17 protein-coding genes are annotated in these 19,777 nt (G+C 65.5%); 3 read left to right on the forward strand and 14 right to left on the reverse strand.

Going from position 1 to position 19,777, the window contains the following annotated elements; translation table 11 throughout:
- The first annotated feature begins 88 nt into the window (after nt 1–88).
- Nucleotides 89–949, forward strand: a complete 861-nt coding sequence (locus A9975_RS02930; RefSeq protein ID WP_183031312.1) for a cytochrome c — start codon at nt 89–91, stop codon at nt 947–949.
- Between the two features lie 186 nt (nt 950–1,135).
- Here A9975_RS02930 and A9975_RS02935 read toward each other — a convergent pair whose 3' ends face one another.
- From A9975_RS02935 to A9975_RS02945, 3 genes are all read right to left on the reverse strand, one after another.
- On the reverse strand, nt 1,136–1,513 hold the full coding sequence (locus tag A9975_RS02935) for a cytochrome c (protein ID WP_220810599.1): 378 nt from the start codon (nt 1,511–1,513) through the stop codon (nt 1,136–1,138).
- 216 nt (nt 1,514–1,729) lie between these two features.
- On the reverse strand, nt 1,730–2,854 hold the full coding sequence (locus A9975_RS02940) for an AAA family ATPase (protein ID WP_255503037.1): 1,125 nt from the start codon (nt 2,852–2,854) through the stop codon (nt 1,730–1,732).
- A gap of 77 nt (nt 2,855–2,931) precedes the next feature.
- Nucleotides 2,932–3,678, reverse strand: a complete 747-nt coding sequence (locus A9975_RS02945) for an RNA ligase family protein (protein ID WP_255503024.1) — start codon at nt 3,676–3,678, stop codon at nt 2,932–2,934.
- Nucleotides 3,679–4,202: 524 nt separating this feature from the next.
- On the opposite strand from A9975_RS02945, the gene A9975_RS02950 reads away from it, so the two are divergent.
- Nucleotides 4,203–4,844: a hypothetical protein gene (locus tag A9975_RS02950; protein WP_183031315.1), complete on the forward strand. Its 642-nt coding sequence runs from the start codon at nt 4,203–4,205 to the stop codon at nt 4,842–4,844.
- 108 nt (nt 4,845–4,952) lie between these two features.
- The gene (locus tag A9975_RS02955; protein ID WP_174427415.1) at nt 4,953–5,321 is read left to right on the forward strand and encodes a hypothetical protein; all 369 of its coding nucleotides are present in this window, start codon (nt 4,953–4,955) and stop codon (nt 5,319–5,321) included.
- A gap of 199 nt (nt 5,322–5,520) precedes the next feature.
- Here the strand turns inward: A9975_RS02955 and clpB are convergent, their stop codons facing one another.
- From clpB to A9975_RS03010, 11 genes are all read right to left on the reverse strand, one after another.
- Nucleotides 5,521–8,109, reverse strand: a complete 2,589-nt coding sequence (clpB, locus tag A9975_RS02960) for an ATP-dependent chaperone ClpB (RefSeq protein ID WP_183031316.1) — start codon at nt 8,107–8,109, stop codon at nt 5,521–5,523.
- 198 nt (nt 8,110–8,307) lie between these two features.
- The gene (locus A9975_RS02965; protein ID WP_183031317.1) at nt 8,308–9,237 is read right to left on the reverse strand and encodes a MaoC/PaaZ C-terminal domain-containing protein; all 930 of its coding nucleotides are present in this window, start codon (nt 9,235–9,237) and stop codon (nt 8,308–8,310) included.
- Complete coding sequence (locus tag A9975_RS02970) at nt 9,237–11,402, reverse strand: D-(-)-3-hydroxybutyrate oligomer hydrolase (protein WP_183031318.1); 2,166 nt, start codon at nt 11,400–11,402, stop codon at nt 9,237–9,239. Before A9975_RS02970 ends, A9975_RS02965 begins: the two co-directional genes overlap by 1 nt.
- Before the next feature lie 121 nt (nt 11,403–11,523).
- Nucleotides 11,524–13,071 (reverse strand): long-chain fatty acid--CoA ligase, encoded by a 1,548-nt coding sequence (locus A9975_RS02975; protein ID WP_183031319.1) that lies wholly within the window; start codon nt 13,069–13,071, stop codon nt 11,524–11,526.
- Between the two features lie 62 nt (nt 13,072–13,133).
- The gene (locus A9975_RS02980; protein WP_043347191.1) at nt 13,134–14,210 is read right to left on the reverse strand and encodes a branched-chain amino acid ABC transporter permease; all 1,077 of its coding nucleotides are present in this window, start codon (nt 14,208–14,210) and stop codon (nt 13,134–13,136) included.
- A 17-nt stretch (nt 14,211–14,227) separates the two neighbouring features.
- The gene (locus A9975_RS02985; RefSeq protein ID WP_150983638.1) at nt 14,228–15,259 is read right to left on the reverse strand and encodes a branched-chain amino acid ABC transporter permease; all 1,032 of its coding nucleotides are present in this window, start codon (nt 15,257–15,259) and stop codon (nt 14,228–14,230) included.
- A 93-nt stretch (nt 15,260–15,352) separates the two neighbouring features.
- On the reverse strand, nt 15,353–16,117 hold the full coding sequence (locus A9975_RS02990) for an ABC transporter ATP-binding protein (RefSeq protein ID WP_183031320.1): 765 nt from the start codon (nt 16,115–16,117) through the stop codon (nt 15,353–15,355).
- Nucleotides 16,110–16,934: an ABC transporter ATP-binding protein gene (locus A9975_RS02995; RefSeq protein WP_370563781.1), complete on the reverse strand. Its 825-nt coding sequence runs from the start codon at nt 16,932–16,934 to the stop codon at nt 16,110–16,112. The genes A9975_RS02990 and A9975_RS02995 overlap by 8 nt, the downstream gene beginning before the upstream one ends.
- Nucleotides 16,935–16,954: 20 nt before the next feature.
- On the reverse strand, nt 16,955–18,139 hold the full coding sequence (locus tag A9975_RS03000) for a substrate-binding domain-containing protein (protein WP_183031321.1): 1,185 nt from the start codon (nt 18,137–18,139) through the stop codon (nt 16,955–16,957).
- Between the two features lie 149 nt (nt 18,140–18,288).
- Nucleotides 18,289–19,068 carry an enoyl-CoA hydratase/isomerase family protein gene (locus A9975_RS03005; protein WP_183031322.1) on the reverse strand — a complete coding sequence of 260 codons (780 nt, stop codon included), beginning with the start codon at nt 19,066–19,068 and terminating at the stop codon, nt 18,289–18,291.
- Entirely contained in the window at nt 19,065–19,670 is a 606-nt protein-coding gene (locus tag A9975_RS03010) for a TetR/AcrR family transcriptional regulator (protein ID WP_150983643.1), read from the reverse strand. The genes A9975_RS03005 and A9975_RS03010 overlap by 4 nt, the downstream gene beginning before the upstream one ends.
- Between the last annotated feature and the right edge of the window lie 107 nt (nt 19,671–19,777).

The following is a 19,777-nucleotide window of genomic DNA, read 5'->3' on the forward strand; positions in this document are numbered from 1 at the left end:
CCGGCGATAAAGCCGACGCTCGCCTGCAACGGCTAGAATGATCGCCAACGACCACCGCACATTGTTCGCTCGCTCTGGAGGAAGACCCATGAAAGCCTGGATCGCAATGGCCATTGGCGCGCTTGGCTGCGCCATGGCGTTCCTGGCGGGTCCGGCTTGCGCCGCGGACACGGCGAATTTGACCATTGCCGCCGGTGCGCAACAGCGCAACTGGACGCGGGATGCGCTGCTGAAAGACCGCCGCCTGACCGACGTGACGGTGGACGACGACAACCTGAAACGCCGCCTGACCTTCAAGGCGATTCCCTTGGCCGCCCTGCTGCGCGGCATGCCGGTGACGGCCGACGCGAGTGCGACGACCGCGGCCAGCGATGGCTATGTCTCCCACCTGCCGACACGCCTGTTGCTGGCCGATAGCGCCGACGAGCCGCGCGCCTGGCTGGCGGTGGAAAATCCTGCCGCGCCGTGGCCGACGCTCAAGGGCCAGGACATCGGGCCATTCCGCCTGATCTGGACAGTGCCGGCGGGCCGCGCCGCTTCCGTGGTCAACGAGAGCCTCTGGACGTACAGCATCGTGCGCATCGACATCACCGCGCCGCCGGCCGAGCGCTTTGCGGCCATCCGCCCCGCCCCCGGCCTGCCGGCGGACGGCGCGGTCATGCGCGGCTTTGCGACATTCCAGCGCGTTTGCTTCTCGTGCCACTCGCTCAACCGGGTAGGCGACGCGCACCTTGGCCCCGACCTGAATGTGCCGCACAGCGCCGTCGATTATCTGGGCGACGACAAGCTGGCCACGCTGATCCGCGACCCGCAGTCGTTGCGCTGGTGGCCTAACGCGCGCATGTCGGCGATCGACGAAAAAACGCTGCCCAACGCGGATCTGAAGGACTTGCTGGCGTACCTGCATCATATGGCCGGGCGCAAGGTGGCGGCGCCTGCCGCGCCCTGACGCCGCGGACGTCCGGCAGCCGCAGGGCGCAACCGGCCGATGAACCGCCGTTGGCCGGCACGGCACCCCACGATCCAGATGGCATCACGTTGCGTGCCTGCGTGGCGCGGGAAACGTATGACCGGCTCCCCAAAGGCCAACCCTGAAATGGCTCTTGGATTTCCGCACCCACCCCTCAACTCAAAATCATCGATTTTTTGAAATCACACCACTCATGTATTGATTTAAATCGCGCAGATCACTGATCCGCCATGGGTACGGCGATAGCTTTACACCATTCTCTCGCAAGGTTTTTGGAATCAAGTCTCCATTTGGACGAAGTATCACCGATGAAACAATGACACCCGGATAATCATTTAGCCGTTTTCTGAAAGCGGATGTTGTAAGATCAGGCGTAGGAGGATTGCTTTTATTCGCCAACGGTCCTGTTGCCTTGAGATCCACTCCGTGGCACATGGCACATCTCTGCAAATAGAGATTTTTCCCATTTACATTGTCCGCAAAGGATTTCGATGTTTGAATTAGCGATAAAATTCCCAGCGAAGCGACGAATAATATTTTCATTTTCATGTGGCCTTGTTTTATAAATCAGATCTGAATCGATGGAAAGACCCGGAGGCTCCACTGCAACACTCAATTCCCATCGATAACATTTGAAACGAGAGTGTTCATTGGCAATGTGCTCGCAAGAGGCCGGCTGGCTCGCCGGCATTGCCCCCACAAGCCCTCAAGCCACGGTCTTCGTTTTCGCGCCACGCCCAGCACGGTCCGGCATCCGGTTCAATTGACAATGTGATAGGTGACCGAATGCGCCTCAACCGGCGACACCACCTCCCACCTGTGGAGCATTCTTTCGATGGCCGCGTTCGTCAGCGTGGTGTCGCGCTTGCGGTTGCGCGACAGGATGGTCTGCTCCGCGGCCTCCAGATAGACGACATTGACTTCGGCGCCGTACGCGAACAGCAAGTCGAGGGTTTTCGCGCGCATCTGCCGGCTCAGGTGGGTCGCGTTCCAGACGAATGGCCTGCCCTCGCGCAGCAGCGCTTTTGCCTGGTCGACAGCAAAGTGCATCGCCGCGCCCTCGTTCTTCCCGTACTTCAGCCCGAGTGCCTCGCGTGCGTCGTCAAACCCCACAACCGGCAGACCGGCGCAGCATGTCTTGATCCAGGTGCTCTTGCCTGTGGCCGGCAGGCCGCTCAGGACCGTCACGGTGGAGCCCGCCTCGCGGTGGTAAGCATAGTCCGGATGGACGTCTTCGCCCCGGAGGTAGCGCATCCGGGTCCAGCGGTCCGCGAAGGCGCGTGGCTGGCCATAGCACCCTTCCTCGCGCGCTAGCTCGCGAAACAGCGCGATGTCGACCAGCACGTCTTCGCTGTCCGCGCATACCCGCCCACGCATGTCGGCCTCGGCCAGCGCCGCCAGTTCGCTGATGTCGAGTTCCAGCGACAGGCGCCGCACCACCATCTCCGCGGATTCGCCGGAGCGGCTTCCCCGGATGGCATAGAACGGCAGCTGATGCACATGGATCAGCCGGCAAACCGCTTCGCGCATGGCGAAAGGCACACCGCTGCGCCACAGCAGCACGCGGGCATCGACAGCGCCGCGCGCCGAGTGGCCCGGCTGGCCGATCGCCCCGGTTTGCGGGTCTACCCGCGTGGTGGCGGGCTTGGCGATGTCGTGCAGCAGCGCCGCATGGAACAGGACAAAGCGGCGCTCGGGCGTAGCCGCCGCATAGTCATCCAGCCCGACCAGGGACTGGACCACCAGCTTTGTATGCGTCCAGACGTCGCCCTCCGCGTGGTAACGCGGATCCTGCGGCGTGCGGCGCAACGGCTCCAGGCATGGGAGTGCCGCCATCAAGGCCTGCCAGTCCGGGTCAACACCCGGGGCAGGCACCAGCGCCATCAGGCTCGCGTAGGCCGGCGCGCGTAGCACGGATGCCGTGCGCAGCGATTGCAGGTTCGCCGCGGTCAGCAGTTCGGTCATTTCCATTGCGGCTCTCCTGCGTGTTCACGCATGTGGTTCTGCTCGAACGCGTGGTTGTGCATCCAGTGCGCGTCCGTCTGCACATGCCCGCTGCGCACGAACTTCGCCACGCAGCGCCTGAAGCCGGCATAGGGGAACGCGCCCGCGATCCGGACCACATAGCCCTCCATCCGCTCGCGCTCGCGTTCGCTCCAGAGGGCCTGGATCGCCGCGGCGTCGAACACGCCGTCGTAAAGCACCGGCACCGGCTCGATACCGAGCAGGGCAAACCACTCCAGCGTTTCACCCCAACCGAGGCACACGTTGCGCGCGTTCCAGATCGAGAACCCGAGGAAGAACGAAGCCAGATCGCAGTAACGGATCGAATGCGTGGCGAACAGGTTCTCGCCGCACACTCGCCAGCGCTGCGGGATGTCCATGCGCATCGCGCCCCAGAACCCCTTGAGCCAGTCACGGCTTGGATGATGGCGGCTGTCCAGGCTCCTGGCGTGCATGCCCGTGCGGTAGAGCGAGGTGTTTTCTCCGTCCATCTTGGACGTGACAATCACGCGGCAGCCCTGGAAGGCATCCAGGGACTCGATCCTCCGGTCATCGTCGCTTAGTCCTGGCGACCACGGCAAATGCGGCGTGCGCGGATATTTCACGCGATCAGCAATCGGGTCGGCAATCGGGTCGGCAATCGGGTCGGCAATCGGGTCGGCAGGGTTGGTTGCCCGAAGCACTTCGGGTTCTTGCATCGTCATTTCGAACTCCAGAAAAGATGGGAGCCGACGATGGGATGGCGCGTGGTGGCATTGGCGGAGCCGGCAGGCAACTCAGGCCTGGGACAGCGTAAGCGCTTGAGGCAAGCACAGCAGGCGAAGAGCGCGGGCGCGCCATCGGCACTCTGCGTGTGCAGGTGTCGTCGGCATCAGAGGGTGATGGCGGACGTGCGGGGCACTTTACTCTCCAGTAACAAGGGGTGAGCGATCAACAGCACAAGCGCTGCAGGTGCCGGATATTACACAGGCGGCGCGGGTGCGTAAATCGCGCGTTGCTCGTTTTCCACACGACGTGCGCCCGGACCTGCGGCCCGATTGGCGCTTTGCAGCGTGGCACGGGCGGGCCGTGCGCGCCCAATCCCGGCATAATCCGCAGGAGATACCCAGACGAGCCGGCGCAAAACATGAACGACTGTCCCCGATGCGCTCAACCAGGGCTTGCCGCTCCCCTTGGCAAGGTTACCCATGGCGTTGCGGCCCCAATACCAACCGGGAAGCCGCTGATCTTGCCAGCGATACTTCTGGCAACCGCACTGGCGCTGGCACTCGGCCACAGCCACGACGGCTGGGCGGCGCCCCAGGCCGAGCAACCGACGCTAAGCATCGAAGAGCGTCCGACAGTGCCGCCCCAATTGTTTCCCCCAACTTACGATGAAGCGGTCACGGCGCTGATCCGTGCGTTTGACGTCGGCGCCATCCTTGCGGCTGGCCTGGACCAGGCCTTTGCCAGGCTGCCGGCGAAAATCGGGCCCATCCCCAAAGAGCGCTACACGCAATGCGCCCGCGCGAAGCTCTCGCCCGAGGTGGTCGAGGCCGCAGTCCGGCCCGCGCTGGCACCGGAGATCCAGGATGCCGGGCTGGCGATGCAGCTGGCGCGCTTGCTGGGCTCCCCGGTCGGGCGCAAGACCAGGGAGGCGGCGCTGTCGGGCAAGGAGATCGCCGAGGCCGGCATTACGGGTGCCGACCGGCTCGAATTCAACCGCTTCATGGAAAACCCCGCATTGAAGGCCTTCCTTGAGCAGGGCGGGCTGCGCCGGGTCAAGGATGCCGTGACCCGTGCAATCAGGGTGGAAAGCAAATCGGCCTCGGACGCTTGCGTCCGGGAACTGATGCCCCTGTATCGCCTCACCAACGAGCGCTCGGCCTGATGCCCTCTGGCGCCCGGCGCGCCGTGAAATATCGTTACAGTTGAAATCCCCGGCAGCGCGACGGCGTGGCTAGAGTCAGCTTATTGCGACTGCAAGATGAGGATCGACATGCAGCAAGGTAACTTCTACGCGCTGGGGCTTGGCGCCTTTGTCCTGGCACTCGCCCAGCCCGCACTGGCACGCGTCGATGTGGACCTGAACATCGGCGTGCCTGCGCCGGTGGTGGTGGCGCCGGCCTACCCCGCGCCCGTGTATCAGGCGCCGCCCGCCTATCCCGCGCCCCCGCCGCCAGCGGCCTATCCCGCGCCGGCTCCGGTCTATGGGCCACCTCCCGGGTATGTCGGGTATGGGCCGCCGGTAGTGGTGGCCCCGGCGGTGGTGATCGGGTGGCACGGCGAGCGCTACTGGGATGGACGGCGCTGGTGGGGCCGCCGCGACTGGTATGCCTACCATCACGCTTACCCGTACCGGCGCTAACGATCGGATCTCCGGGATGCATGCGGCACATATGACGCATGTGATCCAGGCGTTACCCAGGAGTAGCGCGGATGCAACGGCCCGGACCGCATTTTATTAACGTTGATTACAAAGAAAAACCGCCCCGGCAAAGGGGCGGTTTTTCGTTCTGGCCTACAGCCATCGTAATGCCGTGGTAGGGCCGTGGTAGTGCCGTGCCTCAGTGGCCCTTCGGACCGAAGGTGTACTCCCCGTCCTGGTAATCCACCGGCACCACATCCTTGGCGGCGAACTTGCCTTCGAGGATGAGACGCGCCACCGGGTTCTCGATCTGCTGCTGGATCGCGCGCTTGAGCGGACGCGCCCCGAACACCGGATCGTAGCCAGCGCTGGCGATCTTGGCCAGCGCAGCCTCGCTCACCTCCAGCGTCATGTCCATGCGCGCCAGCCGTGCCGTCAGCCGCTCCAGCTGGATGCGGGCGATCGACTCGATATGCTGCTGGTCGAGCGAATGGAACACCACCACCTCGTCGATACGGTTCAGGAACTCGGGCCGGAAATGCGTCTTCACTTCCTGCCATACCGCGCCCTTGACCGCTTCGTGCGGCTCGCCGGTCATTGCCTGGATGATGTGCGATCCCAGGTTCGAGGTCATCACGATCACCGTGTTCTTGAAGTCCACCGTGCGGCCCTGGCCATCGGTCAGGCGGCCATCGTCCAGCACTTGCAGCAGCACGTTGAAGACGTCCGGGTGGGCCTTCTCGACTTCGTCGAGCAGGATCACGCTGTACGGCTTGCGGCGCACGGCCTCGGTCAGGTAACCGCCCTCTTCATAGCCCACGTATCCCGGCGGCGCGCCGATCAGCCGGCTAACGCTGTGCTTCTCCATGAACTCGCTCATGTCGATGCGGATCAGGTGGTCCTGCGAATCGAACAGGAACTCGGCCAGTGCCTTGCACAGTTCGGTCTTGCCCACCCCGGTGGGGCCGAGGAACAGGAACGAGCCGTAGGGCTTGTTCTCGTCCGACAAGCCGGCACGCGAGCGGCGGATGGCGTCCGACACCAGGCGCACGGCCTCGTCCTGGCCCACCACGCGGCGGTGCAGGTAGTCCTCCATCTGGATCAGCTTCTCGCGCTCGCCCTGCATCATCCGCGACACCGGGATGCCGGTCGCGCGGCTTACCACTTCGGCGATCTCCTCGGCACCCACCTGCGTGCGCAGCAGCTTGTTGGGCTGCTTCTGCTCGCTGGCTTCGGCGGCCGTGGCGGCCTTGAGCTTGCCTTCCAGTTCAGGCAGCTTGCCATACTGCAGCTCCGCCACCTTGTCGAGCTTGCCTTCGCGCTGCAGGCGCGTGATCTCCAGGCGGATCTTGTCGATCTCTTCCTTGAGCGCGGCGGCGCCCTGGGCGGCACCCTTCTCGGCCTTCCAGATCTCTTCGAGGTCGGCGTATTCCTTTTCCAGGCGGCCGATTTCCAGCTCGATCAGTTCGAGCCGCTTCTTCGACGCCTCGTCGGTTTCCCGCTTGACGGCCTCACGCTCGATCTTGAGCTGGATGGTGCGGCGCTCGAGCTTGTCCATCACCTCCGGCTTGGAGTCGATTTCCATCTTGATGCGCGCGCCGGCTTCGTCGATCAGGTCGATGGCCTTGTCGGGCAGGAAGCGGTCGGTGATATAGCGATGCGACAGCTCCGCCGCCGCGACGATGGCCGGGTCGGTGATCTCCACGCCGTGGTGCAGCTCGTACTTCTCCTGCAAGCCGCGCAGGATGGCGATGGTGGCCTCCACGCTGGGTTCGTCGACCAGCACCTTCTGGAAGCGGCGCTCCAGCGCGGCGTCCTTCTCGATGTACTTGCGGTACTCGTCCAGCGTGGTGGCGCCGATGCAGTGCAGCTCACCGCGCGCGAGAGCCGGCTTGAGCATGTTGCCGGCGTCGATCGCGCCCTCGGCCTTGCCAGCGCCGACCATGGTGTGCAGCTCATCGATAAAGACGATGGTCTGCCCTTCGTCCTTGGCGATGTCCGACAGCACGGCCTTGAGGCGTTCCTCGAACTCGCCGCGGTACTTGGCGCCGGCCAGCAGCCCTGCCATGTCGAGCACCAGCACGCGCTTGCTCTTGAGGCTTTCCGGCACTTCGCCATTGACGATGCGCTGGGCCAGGCCTTCCACGATGGCGGTCTTGCCCACGCCCGGCTCGCCAATCAGCACGGGATTGTTCTTGGTGCGGCGCTGCAGGATCTGGATGGTGCGGCGGATTTCGTCGTCACGGCCGATCACGGGGTCGAGCTTGCCGATGCGGGCGCGCTCAGTGAGGTCCACCGTGTACTTTTTCAGCGCTTCGCGCTGGGTTTCGGCGTCGGCGCTGTTGACCGAGTCGCCGCCGCGCACGGCTTCGATGGCGGTTTCGAGCGATTTGCGCGAGAGGCCGTTTTCACGCGCGATGCGGCCGGCTTCGCCCTTGTCATCGGCCACCGCGAGCAGGAACAGCTCGCTGGCGATGAACTGGTCGCCGCGCTTGATGGCCTCTTTCTCGGTGGCGTTGAACAGCGCGCTGAGTTCGCGCCCGACCTGGACCTCGCTGGTCCCCTGCACCTGCGGCAAGCGCTTGATGGCGGCATCCAGCGCGGTGGTCAAGCCGCCGACGTTGACGCCGGCACGCGCCAGCAGCGCGCGGGCGGCACCGTCGTTCTGCGCCAGCAAGGCGCGCAGCACGTGCAGCGGGTCGATGTATTGGTTGTCGTTGCCGATCGCCAGGCTCTGGGCATCGGCCAGCGCTTCCTGGAATCGGGTAGTCAGTTTGTCAAGTCGCATATAGGAGCCCTCTTTTTCGGATGAGTGTCCCGATGCGGAAGGCGGGGCGCTTGCGCCCCGGCCTGCCGATCCCGCCACGCGGGCCGGACACTGGTGTCTGATCGAAAGATAAGGCTTTGCGCGTGCATTTCAAGGCCTGACTGCACGACCCTTGATGTGGCGCAGGAAATACGTTGCGCCTTGGCCTCCCACGCGGCTTCAGGCGGCCGCCAGCGACCGCTTGTCCTCCAGGTTGCGCACCAGCACTAGCGCCTCCCCGGCCAGCACCACGCGGCCATCGTCGCCGGTGACCACCGTGGCCAGGTTGACCAGGTCCTTGTCGCCGCGCAGGCGCACGATGCGCACCGATGCGCTCAGCAGCTCGCCCAGCCGCGCCGGCGAGCGCAACCGCAGCGACTGCTTCATCCAGCCGGTGCCGCGGCCGGGCAAGCGGGTGCCCAGCAGATCCGAGAACATGCCGGCCAGCAACGGCAGCGGCACGATGGTGCCCTCGAAGCCACGGCTGTGGGCGAACACCGGGTCGGTATAGAAGGCATTGCCATCGTCGGTCAACGCCACATATTCATCGATATCGCCCGCGCTGAAGCTGCGTACCGCCGAAGCCTCCTGGCCCACGCTCAGGTGATAGAGCGTACGGTCGCCGGCCGGCTGCCCCACAAGGTGCCCGGGGGGTTGCGCAACTTCGTCGGCATCCAGGCGCTGGGCCTCGGCCAGCGATTCCGCGCTGGCGTCGACCAGCAGCACCGCGTCGCCATGTGCCGTAATCTGCTCGTCGCTGACGGGCGTGCGGTTGCGGCCACGCTGCACGCAGCGCACCGACGTGTCCAGCGCGATCCGGTCCCGCCCGGGCGTTTCGTTCAACACCAGCACGGCGGCCACACCGTCGCCGACAAAGGTGGGACGCGGGAACATCAGCGTTTGCGCGATGGGCAGCACCGGCCGGGGGTTGCTGCGCTGCATCTGCGCGCACAGCAGCGAGAACAGGAACATGCCATGCGCGACCGTGGCGCCGAAATGCGTCGTGCGGGCGAACGCGGGATCGCAGTGGATGGGGTTGTCATCGCGCGAGAGCGAGGCGAATCGGTCGAAATCTTCTTGCGTCAGAACGCGTGGGCGGGATGCCTTCATCAGTTGGGTACCTCTACGGTGCTGCCGTTGACCGTGATCCGGTCCGCATCGGCGGGCGTTGCGGCAAACGGCGGCAGATTGGTGGGCAAGATGGTGGGTGCCGGCGACGCGGTGCCGCCGCGCGCGACCGTGCGCACCACCTGCGAGGGTGGCAGCGCGCGGCCGTTGGCGAGGTTGTCGTAGACCGCGTCGAGCGCCCGGTTCAGGTAGACGTGGAGCGGGATGAAGCGGTTGTCGTAGCCCGCTACCGCGCCGATGAAACTGTCGAAATGCTGGCCATTGGTAACTTCCATATAGGACAGCTTGCTGGCGCTGCCCTCCTGGAGCCGGTTGTAGCCGAGATACGGCCGCGACGTATGGTTGACCGGCAGCAGCGCATCGCTGCGGCCATGCACGATGATGGCCGGCTTGCCGTGCAGGTTGCCCGAGCGCAGCGTCTGAGCCAGGCCCGCTTGCAGCGCCTGGGCCTGCGCGCCGGTGCCGGTGAGCAGCCCGCGCAGGCAGCGCGCGCCGTCGAGGTTGGCGTCGGCCACATTGTTGCTCGGCGACTGGGAATAGATGTCGCGCAGCGGGCCGCCGGGATTGTTATCGTTGATCAGCTGCACGCCGGCCGCCGGCGGCACGCCATTGCCAGTCGCGTACAGCACATTGAGCGTAGCCGGGGCAATTGCCGCCGGCGTCAGGACTGCCGTGCCGGTCGCGGCAAAGCTGAAGCCGCACAAGCGATCCGCCACGCCAGCCCGCGCGAGCGCGTTGGCAAAGGTCACCGACACCGCATTGGCCACCTCGAACAGGGCCAGCGACGGATGGAGCGCATCGGACTCGGATTCCCAGCCAAAGGCGTGCAGCGCCTGCAGCGCGCTGGCGGCCTGGCTGGCGGCATCCGGCCCGGTCACCAGGCCCGCGTTGGCCAGCGACTGGCAGCGGTTGAGCGCCGGCTGCGCCAGTCCGACGGTGGGCAGCGCGTACAGCGCCACGCCCGGCGCATTCACCAGCGCGGTCGCCTGCGAGGTGCAGAGCTGCAGCAGGTTGGCCGTGGTGGTGTAGTCATACAGCGGGCGCCCGGACAGGCTGACCGGCACGCCGCCACGGGTGACGGTGACGCCCGTGTTGCTGGGCAGGTTGAGGTTCGGCTCGCCCACCGCCACGCCGTCGATCAGGCCCTGGGTGTCCTGCTCCGCAGCGGCAATCGCCGCGCCGCCACCGTTGGACACGCTGGACGCGATCACCACGATCTTGTCCGGGCCCAGGCTGCGCTGGCGCGTGCCATCCGTGGCCACGTTGCCAAAGCGGTCGTTGATGGCCCAGATGGCGAAACTGGCGGCCTGCAGCGTGAATGTGCCCCAGTCCTTCTCGGGGTTGCGCTGCGAGTGCGCGTGCTTGAACGCCAGCCGGTGCGGCGCCAGCGCATTGAACGCGGCCAGGCTGGTGTTGGGGAACGGGGCGGCAAACTGCGCGTTGGCGCCGGCCACGGCGCGGCTGGCGCGGGTGCCGTCGATCAGCGCAACAGTGTCGGTGTCCAGGTCATGCGGCGCGGCGCCGGTGCCTTTGTCCGTGTAGGCGACGGCGCAGCCGCGCTTGAGTGCCCACTCGCCGGTGGAGATCGCGCCATAGACGCCGCGCGAGCCGGACGACGTGGCGGTGATCAGGCACGGCTTGGCCACATTGAAGCTGTCGGGAATCTGCACCAGCATGGTTACGTTCTGCTGGCCGCTGCCATCGTCGGAGAAAGCCAGGTACTCGCGCCCGGCGACCTTGCCCTGCCCCGCCGTGATGTTGCCTTGCGCGTCCACATTAGGGCCATACAGCGAGCCATAGCCACCGCCCGCCGTGGTGTCCACCAGCGCGCGGTAATTGGTGTAGATGGCGTAGCGGCGCAGCTCGGCCGCGGTGGGCGCGGCCGGATTCAGCGGCAACGGCGCGGTGGCCGAGCCCAGGCCGTCCTTGCCGAGGCCCGCGGTGAGCAGGTCGTCCGTGTTGCCGTCGTAGGTCTTGATCGTGACCGTGCCGATATTGGCCGGCTTGGTATTGGGATTGGTATTGCCACTGCTGGCGTTGTTATCGCCCGAGCCGCACGCCGCCAGCAACAAGCCCGCCGCCCCTGCCAGCGCCAGGCGCGCGCCGTATCTGGTCAAATCGCCATGCCCTGCAAGTCCGCGCAACATGTTGTGCCCCCTTATTGCATGCCGGCCCGGCATGCTGGATCGATCGGAACGCAATACAGAAACGACAGAAACAAGATTTTCACGAGACAGCCACTGCATGACTTCACACTGCGCGCCGCCCTCACTGCGGCTGGAAGCGCGCGCGCAGCTTGTGCTTTTCCACCTTGCCCGACGGCGTGCGCGGCAGCGCCTCGATCATCCGCACGTGGCGCGGCACCTTGTAGCTTGCCAGCGCGGCGCGGCAATGGGCGAGCACGGCTTCGGCATCGAGCGCCATGCCGGGCTTTGCCACCACCAGCGCCATGCCGACCTCGCCCCAGCGCGCATCGGGCACGCCGATGACGGCGGCCTCGGATACGGCAGCAAGCTGAAACAGCACATTCTCCACTTCGGCCGGGTAGACGTTCTCACCGCCGGAGATAAACATGTCCTTGGCACGGTCGACGATGTAGTAGTCGCCCTCCTCGTCCATGTAGGCGATATCGCCGGAATACAGCCAGCCGCCACGGATGGCGGCGTCGGTGGCCTGCGGCAGGTTCCAGTAGCCGGGCGTGACGCCCGGCCCCTTGATCAGCAGCTCGCCACGCTCGCCGGGCGCCACGTCGCGGCCCTGCGGATCCACCACCCGCGTCAGCATGGAGCCGACCGGCTTGCCGATGGTGCCGATCTTGCGACGAGCCGTGGCTTCGTCGCACACGAACACGGTTGGCCCGGTCTCGGTCATGCCAAAGCCGAAGCAGATCGTCACGCCCTTGGCCAGGTAGGCCTCCAGCAGCGGCCGCGGCACCGCGGAGCCGCCCGCGGACATATTGCGCACACAGGAAAAATCCGCCGCCGCGAAGCCGGCATGCTGGCTCAGGAACAGGTAGACCGCGGGCACCGCGAAAAACATGGTGATGCCCTCCCCGGCGCTGGCGTCGAGCTTGCGCAGCGTCACCTCGGCGTCGAACTGCCGCATGATGTGCACGGTGCCGCCGGCATGCAGCACGGGATTGGCGTACAGGTTCAGCCCGCCGGTATGGAAGAACGGCAGCACATTCAGGAACACGTCGTCACGCGTGATCTTGTTGGCCAGCATGGCGTTGACGGCGTTGAAGAACACCATGCCATAGGTCTGGATCACGCCCTTGGGCCGCCCCGTGGTGCCCGAGGTGTAAAGCAGGTGCCAGACCTCGTGCTCGTCGCGGCACGGCATCTCGATGACGCGCCCGGAACTACCTGCCAGCATCGCTTCGTACTCGGTCCAGCCGCCCGGCACGTCCGCGCTCTCGTCGTCGGCCAGGTGCAAAACCGCGCGCAGCGGCAAGGTGTCGGCAAGCGCGGCGGCGGTGGCAAGAAAGCCATCACCGGCCACCAGCACGTCGGGCGAGCAGTCGCGCAGGATCGGCAGCAGCTCCGCAGCCGGCAGCCGCCAGTTCAGGCAGACCATCACCATGCCGGCCTTGGCGCAGCCATAGAGCATCTCGAAATAGTCCGAGCTGTTGTGGGCCAGCACGGCCACGCGGGCCCCGGGCGCCAGCCCCAAGCGCTCGCCCAGGTATTCGGCGAAGCGGCTGGCGCGCTCGTCGAACTGCCGGTAGGTCACCGTGCGGCCGCTCTCCACGTCAACCAGGGCGACTTTGTCCGGCGTATGCAGGGCGTTCTTGTGCAGCCAGTCGACTACGTACATGGTCCGGGACCTCCGCTTGTGGATGTTCTTGTTATCTTGCTAGCCTTTTATTGCATGCGGGTCTACGACGCCACCTCATGCTCGGCGCGATCGCCGCGCAGCCGCCCGACGATGCCTTGCGGGAAGTAATACACGCTGAGGATAAACAACAAGCCGAGCCACAGCAGCCAGCGGTCCGGATGCAGCAGCCCCGACAGCAGCGGGATCGCCGCGGTGGCATCGCTCGCCAGCTTCATCACGTCCTGCAGGTAGGTCTGCGCCACCAGGAACAGCGTGGTGCCGATCAGCGCGCCGTACAGCGTGCCCATGCCACCGATCACCACGATCAACAGGATGTCGACCATGATCTCGAAGGACAACGAGGTGTCCGGGCCGTTATAGCGCAGCCAGAGCGCCATCAGCACCCCGGCCAGCGTGGCAAACCCGGCCGACAGCACGGTGGACACGGTACGGTACACCACGGTACGGTAGCCGATGGCCTCGGCCCGGAAATCGTTCTCGCGGATCGCCTGCAGCACCCGGCCGAACGGCGAGTTGACCACGCGCAGCAGCAACAGGAACAACACCAGCGCGCTCGCAAACACGAAGTAATAGGAAAACAGCTTGCCGTTGAGCGGCACGCCAAGCCACTCGGCGTCGCCCAGCGAAAAGCCCGGCGTGAACACCTCCGGCACCTTGAAGCTGATGCCATCCTCGCCACCGGTCCACTCGGAGAGCTGCGACACCAGCGTGGCAAAGGCGGTGGCCACCGCCAGTGTGATCATGGCAAAGAAGATCGCCCTGACCCGCAGCGAGAACAGCCCGATCAGGAAGGCCAGCAGCATCGACACCAGCAGCGCGCCCAACGTGCCGAGCGCCAGCGCACCCCACCCCGGCTCCAGCCGCGACATGGCGATCGCCACGCCATAGCCGCCAATGCCGAAAAACATGGTGTGGGCAAAGGAGACGATGCCGGTATAGCCGAGCAACAGGTCGTAGCTGGCCACCAGCACCACGAAGATGCAGATCTTGGCCGCCATATTGAGCGCGCGCGCACCGGGAAACAGGAAAGGCGCGCACGCCAGCGCCAGCAGCATGGCCACCAGGATCACGGTCAGCACGCGGCTTCGTGGCAGGTCGCCGGAAAGCAGTCGGGTCATGGTTTTTTCCTAGGCGCTCAGCGCTTGGCTACCGGGTAAAGGCCCTGCGGACGCCACAGCAGGATCATCACCATCAGCAGGATGTTCGAGAACAGCGCCACCTTGGGAAACAGGAAGCCGGTGTAGTTGGCCATCAGGCCCACCAGCAAGGCGCCCACAAAGCAGCCGGTGGTGGAGCCGAGCCCGCCGATGATGATCACGATAAAGATCAGCACATTGACCTGGGCACCGATGGACGCCGTAATGTTCTGCTGGTACAGCCCCCACAGCACGCCGCCCATGCCGGCCAGCCCCGCCCCCACCACGAACACGCCGATGAACAAGAGCCGGATGCGGTAGCCGAGCGACTCCACCATCTCGCGGTTCTCCACGCCGGCGCGGATCAGCAGGCCGATGCGCGTGCGGTTGAGCACCAGCACCATGGAGATAAAAATCACCAGCCCGAGCACCACGGCGATGAGCCGGTACTTCTCGATGGCCGCGTCGCCCAGCAGCACCGCGCCGCGGAAGGTGGTGGGCACCTGCAGCGCGATGGTCTCGGCACCCCAGATGGCCTTGATCAGCTGCTCGGCCACGATCATGCCGCCCATGGTGATCAGGATCTGCTTGAGGTGCTGGCCGTAGACCGGGCGCACCACGATGCGCTCGAACAGGAAGCCAATGACGCCCGCCGCAGCCATCGCCGCCAGGATGGCCAGGCCAAACACCGCCAGGTTGAGCCACAGGCTGTCTGCCTCGACCCAGGCGCCCAGCGGCAGCAGCACGGATGCCGCCACATAGGCTCCCAATGCGATAAACGCGCCGTGCCCGAAGTTGAGCACGTCCATCAGCCCAAACACCAGCGTCAGGCCCGACGACACCACGAACACGATCATGCCCATGGCAAGGCCGGCGATGGTCAGCGTCAGCCAGGTCGAACCGCTGCCGATCAAGGGATAGGCCAGCAGCATCAGCAGCGGCGCCAGCGCAAGCGGGGTCCAGTCGAGCCGGACCTTGGGCAGATCGGCCGGTGTCGCCGGGGTGGTGGGTAAGGAGCTTGTACTCGCCATTGTCTCGGTCCTGACGATATCTTGTTATGTGTCTTGTTGTGTGTCTTGTCCTGCTGGCCGCTGTCGATGCGCGCTGATGTGCGCTGATGTGCGCTACTGGTGCGCCGCCAGCGACAATCCGAGCAGCCGCTGCTGCAGGCTTTCATCTCCCGCCAGCGCTGCCATCGTTCCCGTATGCACCACGCGCCCGTCATCCATCACGGCAACGGTGTCCCCCACCGACTTGGCCATGTGGAAGTTCTGCTCCACCAGCAGGATCGATACGTCCGTCTGCTTGAGCTCGCGGAACACCGTGATCATGTTCTGGATGATGGCCGGCGCCAGGCCCTTGGTCGGCTCGTCCACGATCAGCAGCTTGCGCGGCTCGATGATGGCGCGCGCCACCGACAGCATCTGCTTCTGCCCGCCGGACAGCACGCCGGCGCGCTGGTGCCAGAAGATTTTCAGCGCGGGGAACATGCGGAACACCCAGTCAAGCCGCTGCCCGTCGATCGCGCCGCTGCGCGCGGCCAGCCGCATGTTCTCGGCCACCGTCAGCTCGGAAAACACACTCATGTTCTCCGGCACATAGGCGATGCCGGCCTGCGCGATGGCGGGCGTGCCGCGGCGCGTGATGTCGGCCCCGTCGAACACGATCCGCCCTTCGCTCGCCTGCCACAGGTTCATGATGGTGCGCAGCGTGGTGGTCTTGCCCGCGCCATTGCGCCCCAGCAGCATGGTCACGCCGCCGCGCGGCACGGCAAAGCTCACGCCGTGCAGGATGTGATACGGCCCGATATGCGTCTGCACGCCATCCAGGCTCAGGATGGGTGCGGCGGATGCCGCGGATAGTGCGGGTGCTGCCGGTGCCTCAGCCATGACTGCCCTCCTGCTGCGGGCTCTCGTCACCGGCAGCGATACCCAGGTACGCCTGCTGCACGATCGGCGAGGCGATCACCTCGGCCGGATCGCCATCGGCCATCAGGTTGCCGTTATGCAGCACGATGATGCGGTCGGCCAGCGAGCGCACCACATCCATCTTGTGCTCCACCAGCAGCACCGTCTTGCTCTTGTCGCGCTTGATCTCCTGGATCAGGCCGAGGATCACCGGCACCTCGTCCACGCTCATGCCGGCGGTCGGCTCGTCGAACATGAAGATGCGCGGCTGCAGCGCCAGCAGGATGCCCACCTCCAGCTTGCGCTGGTCGCCGTGCGGCAAAGAGGCCACCGGGAGGTGGCGCTTGTCGGCCAGGGCCACCCGTTCGAGACAGTCCTCGGCCTGCTCGCGGACCGCGCGGTTTGCGCTCCACACGCTCCACAGATCCAGCCCGATGCGCCGGCGCGACTGCACCGCCAGGCGCACGTTCTCGAACACCGACAGATTGGGAAACAGGCTGGTCAGCTGGAAGGCGCGGCCAATGCCGCGCAGCGCCTTGTGCGGCACCGGCAGGCGCGTCACGTCCTCGCCGTCGAGCAGGATCTGCCCGGCGCTGGGCGGCAACTGGCCCGAGATGAGGTTGAAGTACGTGGTCTTGCCGGCCCCGTTGGGGCCGACGATGCAGGTCAGCTCGCCGGGATGAAACGCGCAGGACACCGCGTTGACCGCTACGTGGCCGCCAAAGCGGATGGTGAGGTCTCGCGTCTCGAGCGCGGGCGGCCCCGCCACCGCCCGCGAGAGCGCTGCCGTTGTATCGATGGAAGAGGCGCCCACTGTCATCACCGCTTGTTGCGGATCGGCACGTTCATTTCTTCCGGCTTGATCTCGCGGACCAGCTCGGGCACCCCCCAGGCGAACGCGGGATCGACCTTGATCTTGAAGTGGTACATCGACTGCAGCGCCTGGTGGTCTTCCTTGCGGAAGGTCATCTTGCCCTTGGGCGTCTCGAACGACATGCCCTCCATCGCGCCGATCAGTTTCTCGGTGTTGGTGTCGCCGTTGGTCTTCTTGAGCGCCTCGACCAGGGCGATGCCAGCCGTCATGCCCCCGGCGGTGAAGAAATCAGGCGGTGACTTGAACTTGGTGTAGTGGTTGGATACCAGCCACTCGTTGGCCTTGTTCTTGGGAATGCCGAAGTAGTAATACGTCGCGCCTTCCATGCCGGGGAAGTTCTTGTAGTTGTTCATGGCGGGCAGGATATTGCCGCCGGTGGCGATCTCGATGCCGTAGCGCTTGGGATCGAGATCGGCAATCTTGAACGGGTTGCCGGCGCCCGCCCAGATGATGAAGATGATCTTGCGGCCCGGCTTGTCCTTGAGCGAATCGAACAGGCGCTGCGCCCCGGCGGTAAAGTCCGTCGTGTTGGTCGGCAGGTATTCCTCGTGCACGATCTTGGCGTTCTTGAGCGCGCCCTTGAAGGCCTTCACGCCGTCACGGCCAAAGGCGTAGTCCTGCGCCAGGGTGGCGATCTGCACGCCGGGCTTGTCCAGCGCCACGGCGTTGGAGATGGCGTCCTGCGACGAATTGCGGCCCGTGCGGAAGATGTAGCGGTTCCACTTCTCGCCGGTGATGGAATCCGCCACGGCGGGCTCGACCAGCAGGATCTTCTTGTACTCCTCGGCCACCGGAAGCATCGCCAGCGCCGTGCCGGAGGACGTCGGCCCCACGGCGATATCCGCGCGATCATCGCTATACGCCGCGGCAAGCTGGGCCTTGGCCACGTCGGGCTTGCCCTGGGTGTCCTTCTCTATCACCACCAGCTTGTTGCCGTTGACCATCATGGTGCCGTTGGTGGCGTAATCCAGCCCCATCATCAGCCCGGTCTGGGTCTGCTTGGCGTAGGCCTCGAGCGCCCCGGTCTTGTCGTAGACGTGGGCGATGCGGATGTCCTTGGCAAGGACGCCGCCGGCGGCCAGCAGGCTGGCCAGTGCGATGGCGCCAACGGCTCGGTGCTTGAATTGCATTCTTGTCTCCTCTGAGGGTGTCGCTTGTCGTTGCAAGTGCAGATCCTGCCTGCTTGTTGCTGCTTCGCTTTCCTGTGCTCGTTGCTGTGCTCGCTTTTTGTGCTCGATTTTGTGCTCGTTCCTGCCGTCCTGCCTTTCCGTTTGCTGCCTTAGCCTGTGCCCCCGTCGCCAAGGAAGCGGCGCATGCCTGCCGCCGCCTCGGCGCTCGTCACCTGCGCCACGAACGCCACGCGCTCGCGCTCCAACCCAGCGGCCAGCACATCGGCATCCCAGCGCAGCAGCGCGCGCGTATGCGCCACGCTGCCAGGTACCTTGTCCTTCAGGCCAGCCGCCAGGGACAACGCCATCGCCTCGGCCTCGCGGGCCGGCGCGAGATGCGTCGCCAGTCCCAGTGCCACGGCCTGGCTGGCCGTCAGCGTAGTGTTCTCAAGCTGGATCGCCCGCGAGCGCGCGGCGCCGATCAGTTGCGGCAGCATCGCCGTCCAGCCACCGTCCGGGCTGAATCCCACCACGGTGTAGTAAGGCGCAATGCGCGCGCCCTCGCCCAGCACCGTCATGTCGCAGGCCAGCACCAAACCCAGTGAGCCTCCCGTCAGCCAGCCCTCCACCGCCGCGATCACCGGGCAGCGCAGCGCCGCCAGGCGCAGGATGGCAGCGTTGAGCAGACCGAGCAGGCGCTGCGCATACTGCGCCAATTCCGCGCATTGCGGCTCGAAGGCGGCAAAAGCACCGACATCGCCACCCGTGGAAAACGAGCGCCCCGCATGGCTCAGCACCACGGCGCGCACATCCGGGTCCGCCTCCATGCGCTCCAGCGCGGCCAGCAGCGCTTCGAGCAGTTCCGGCACCAGGCTGTTGTGCCGCTCGGCGCGATTGAGCCGAAGCACGGCCGTGCTGCCAACACGTTCGACCAGCACCAACGCGCTCATCGCGCCGCCAGCCCGTGCGAGATCATGTCGAAGGCCGTATCGACCACCTTGTCCATCGACGCCGGCCGCTTCCACAGTGCATAGCGCATGCCTAGGAAATTGCTGATGCCGATCAGGCACCACGCCCGCACTTCGGCGTCGCCTGGCGAGATCTCGCCCTGGTCCTCGGCCTTGCCCAGGCGCCGGCTATAGACGTCGGCGAACACCTGGAAGTAACTGCTGTAGATGGTTTCGTCAACCGAGTAGGAATCGAGCACGATGCGGTACAGATTCTTGTGGCGCGACACAAAGGACAGGAAAGCCTTGAGCCCGAGCCGCTCGGCTTCGATCTGCGTCTGCGCCGGCCCCACGTGCTTGCGCAGGTGGGCCCGCACCAGTTCCAGCATGTGCTGCACCAGCGCGCGGAAGATGTCTTCCTTGTCCTTGAAATAGAGATAAAAGGTGCCCATGGCCACCTCTGCCTCCTGCGTGATCTCGGAGATCGAAGCCACGTAGTAGCCCTTCTCGCCGAACACTTTCTCGGCGGCGCGCAGCAGCGCTTCGCGGGTCTTCTGGCCGCGCGCGGTCTTGGGCTGGCTTACGCCGGATTCGGTAAGGGACATCGGGGCTCCGCAGTGGCTGGTCAGGCCGGAAACAGCAGTCAGGCAGCGGCATTGCACCGCGGAAACTGCGTCCTCCGGCGACCCTCAAAACATGATAACTGATTCAT

The sequence above is a fragment of the Cupriavidus sp. UME77 genome (assembly GCF_014170355.1).
GTDB classification, from domain to species: domain Bacteria; phylum Pseudomonadota; class Gammaproteobacteria; order Burkholderiales; family Burkholderiaceae; genus Cupriavidus; species Cupriavidus basilensis.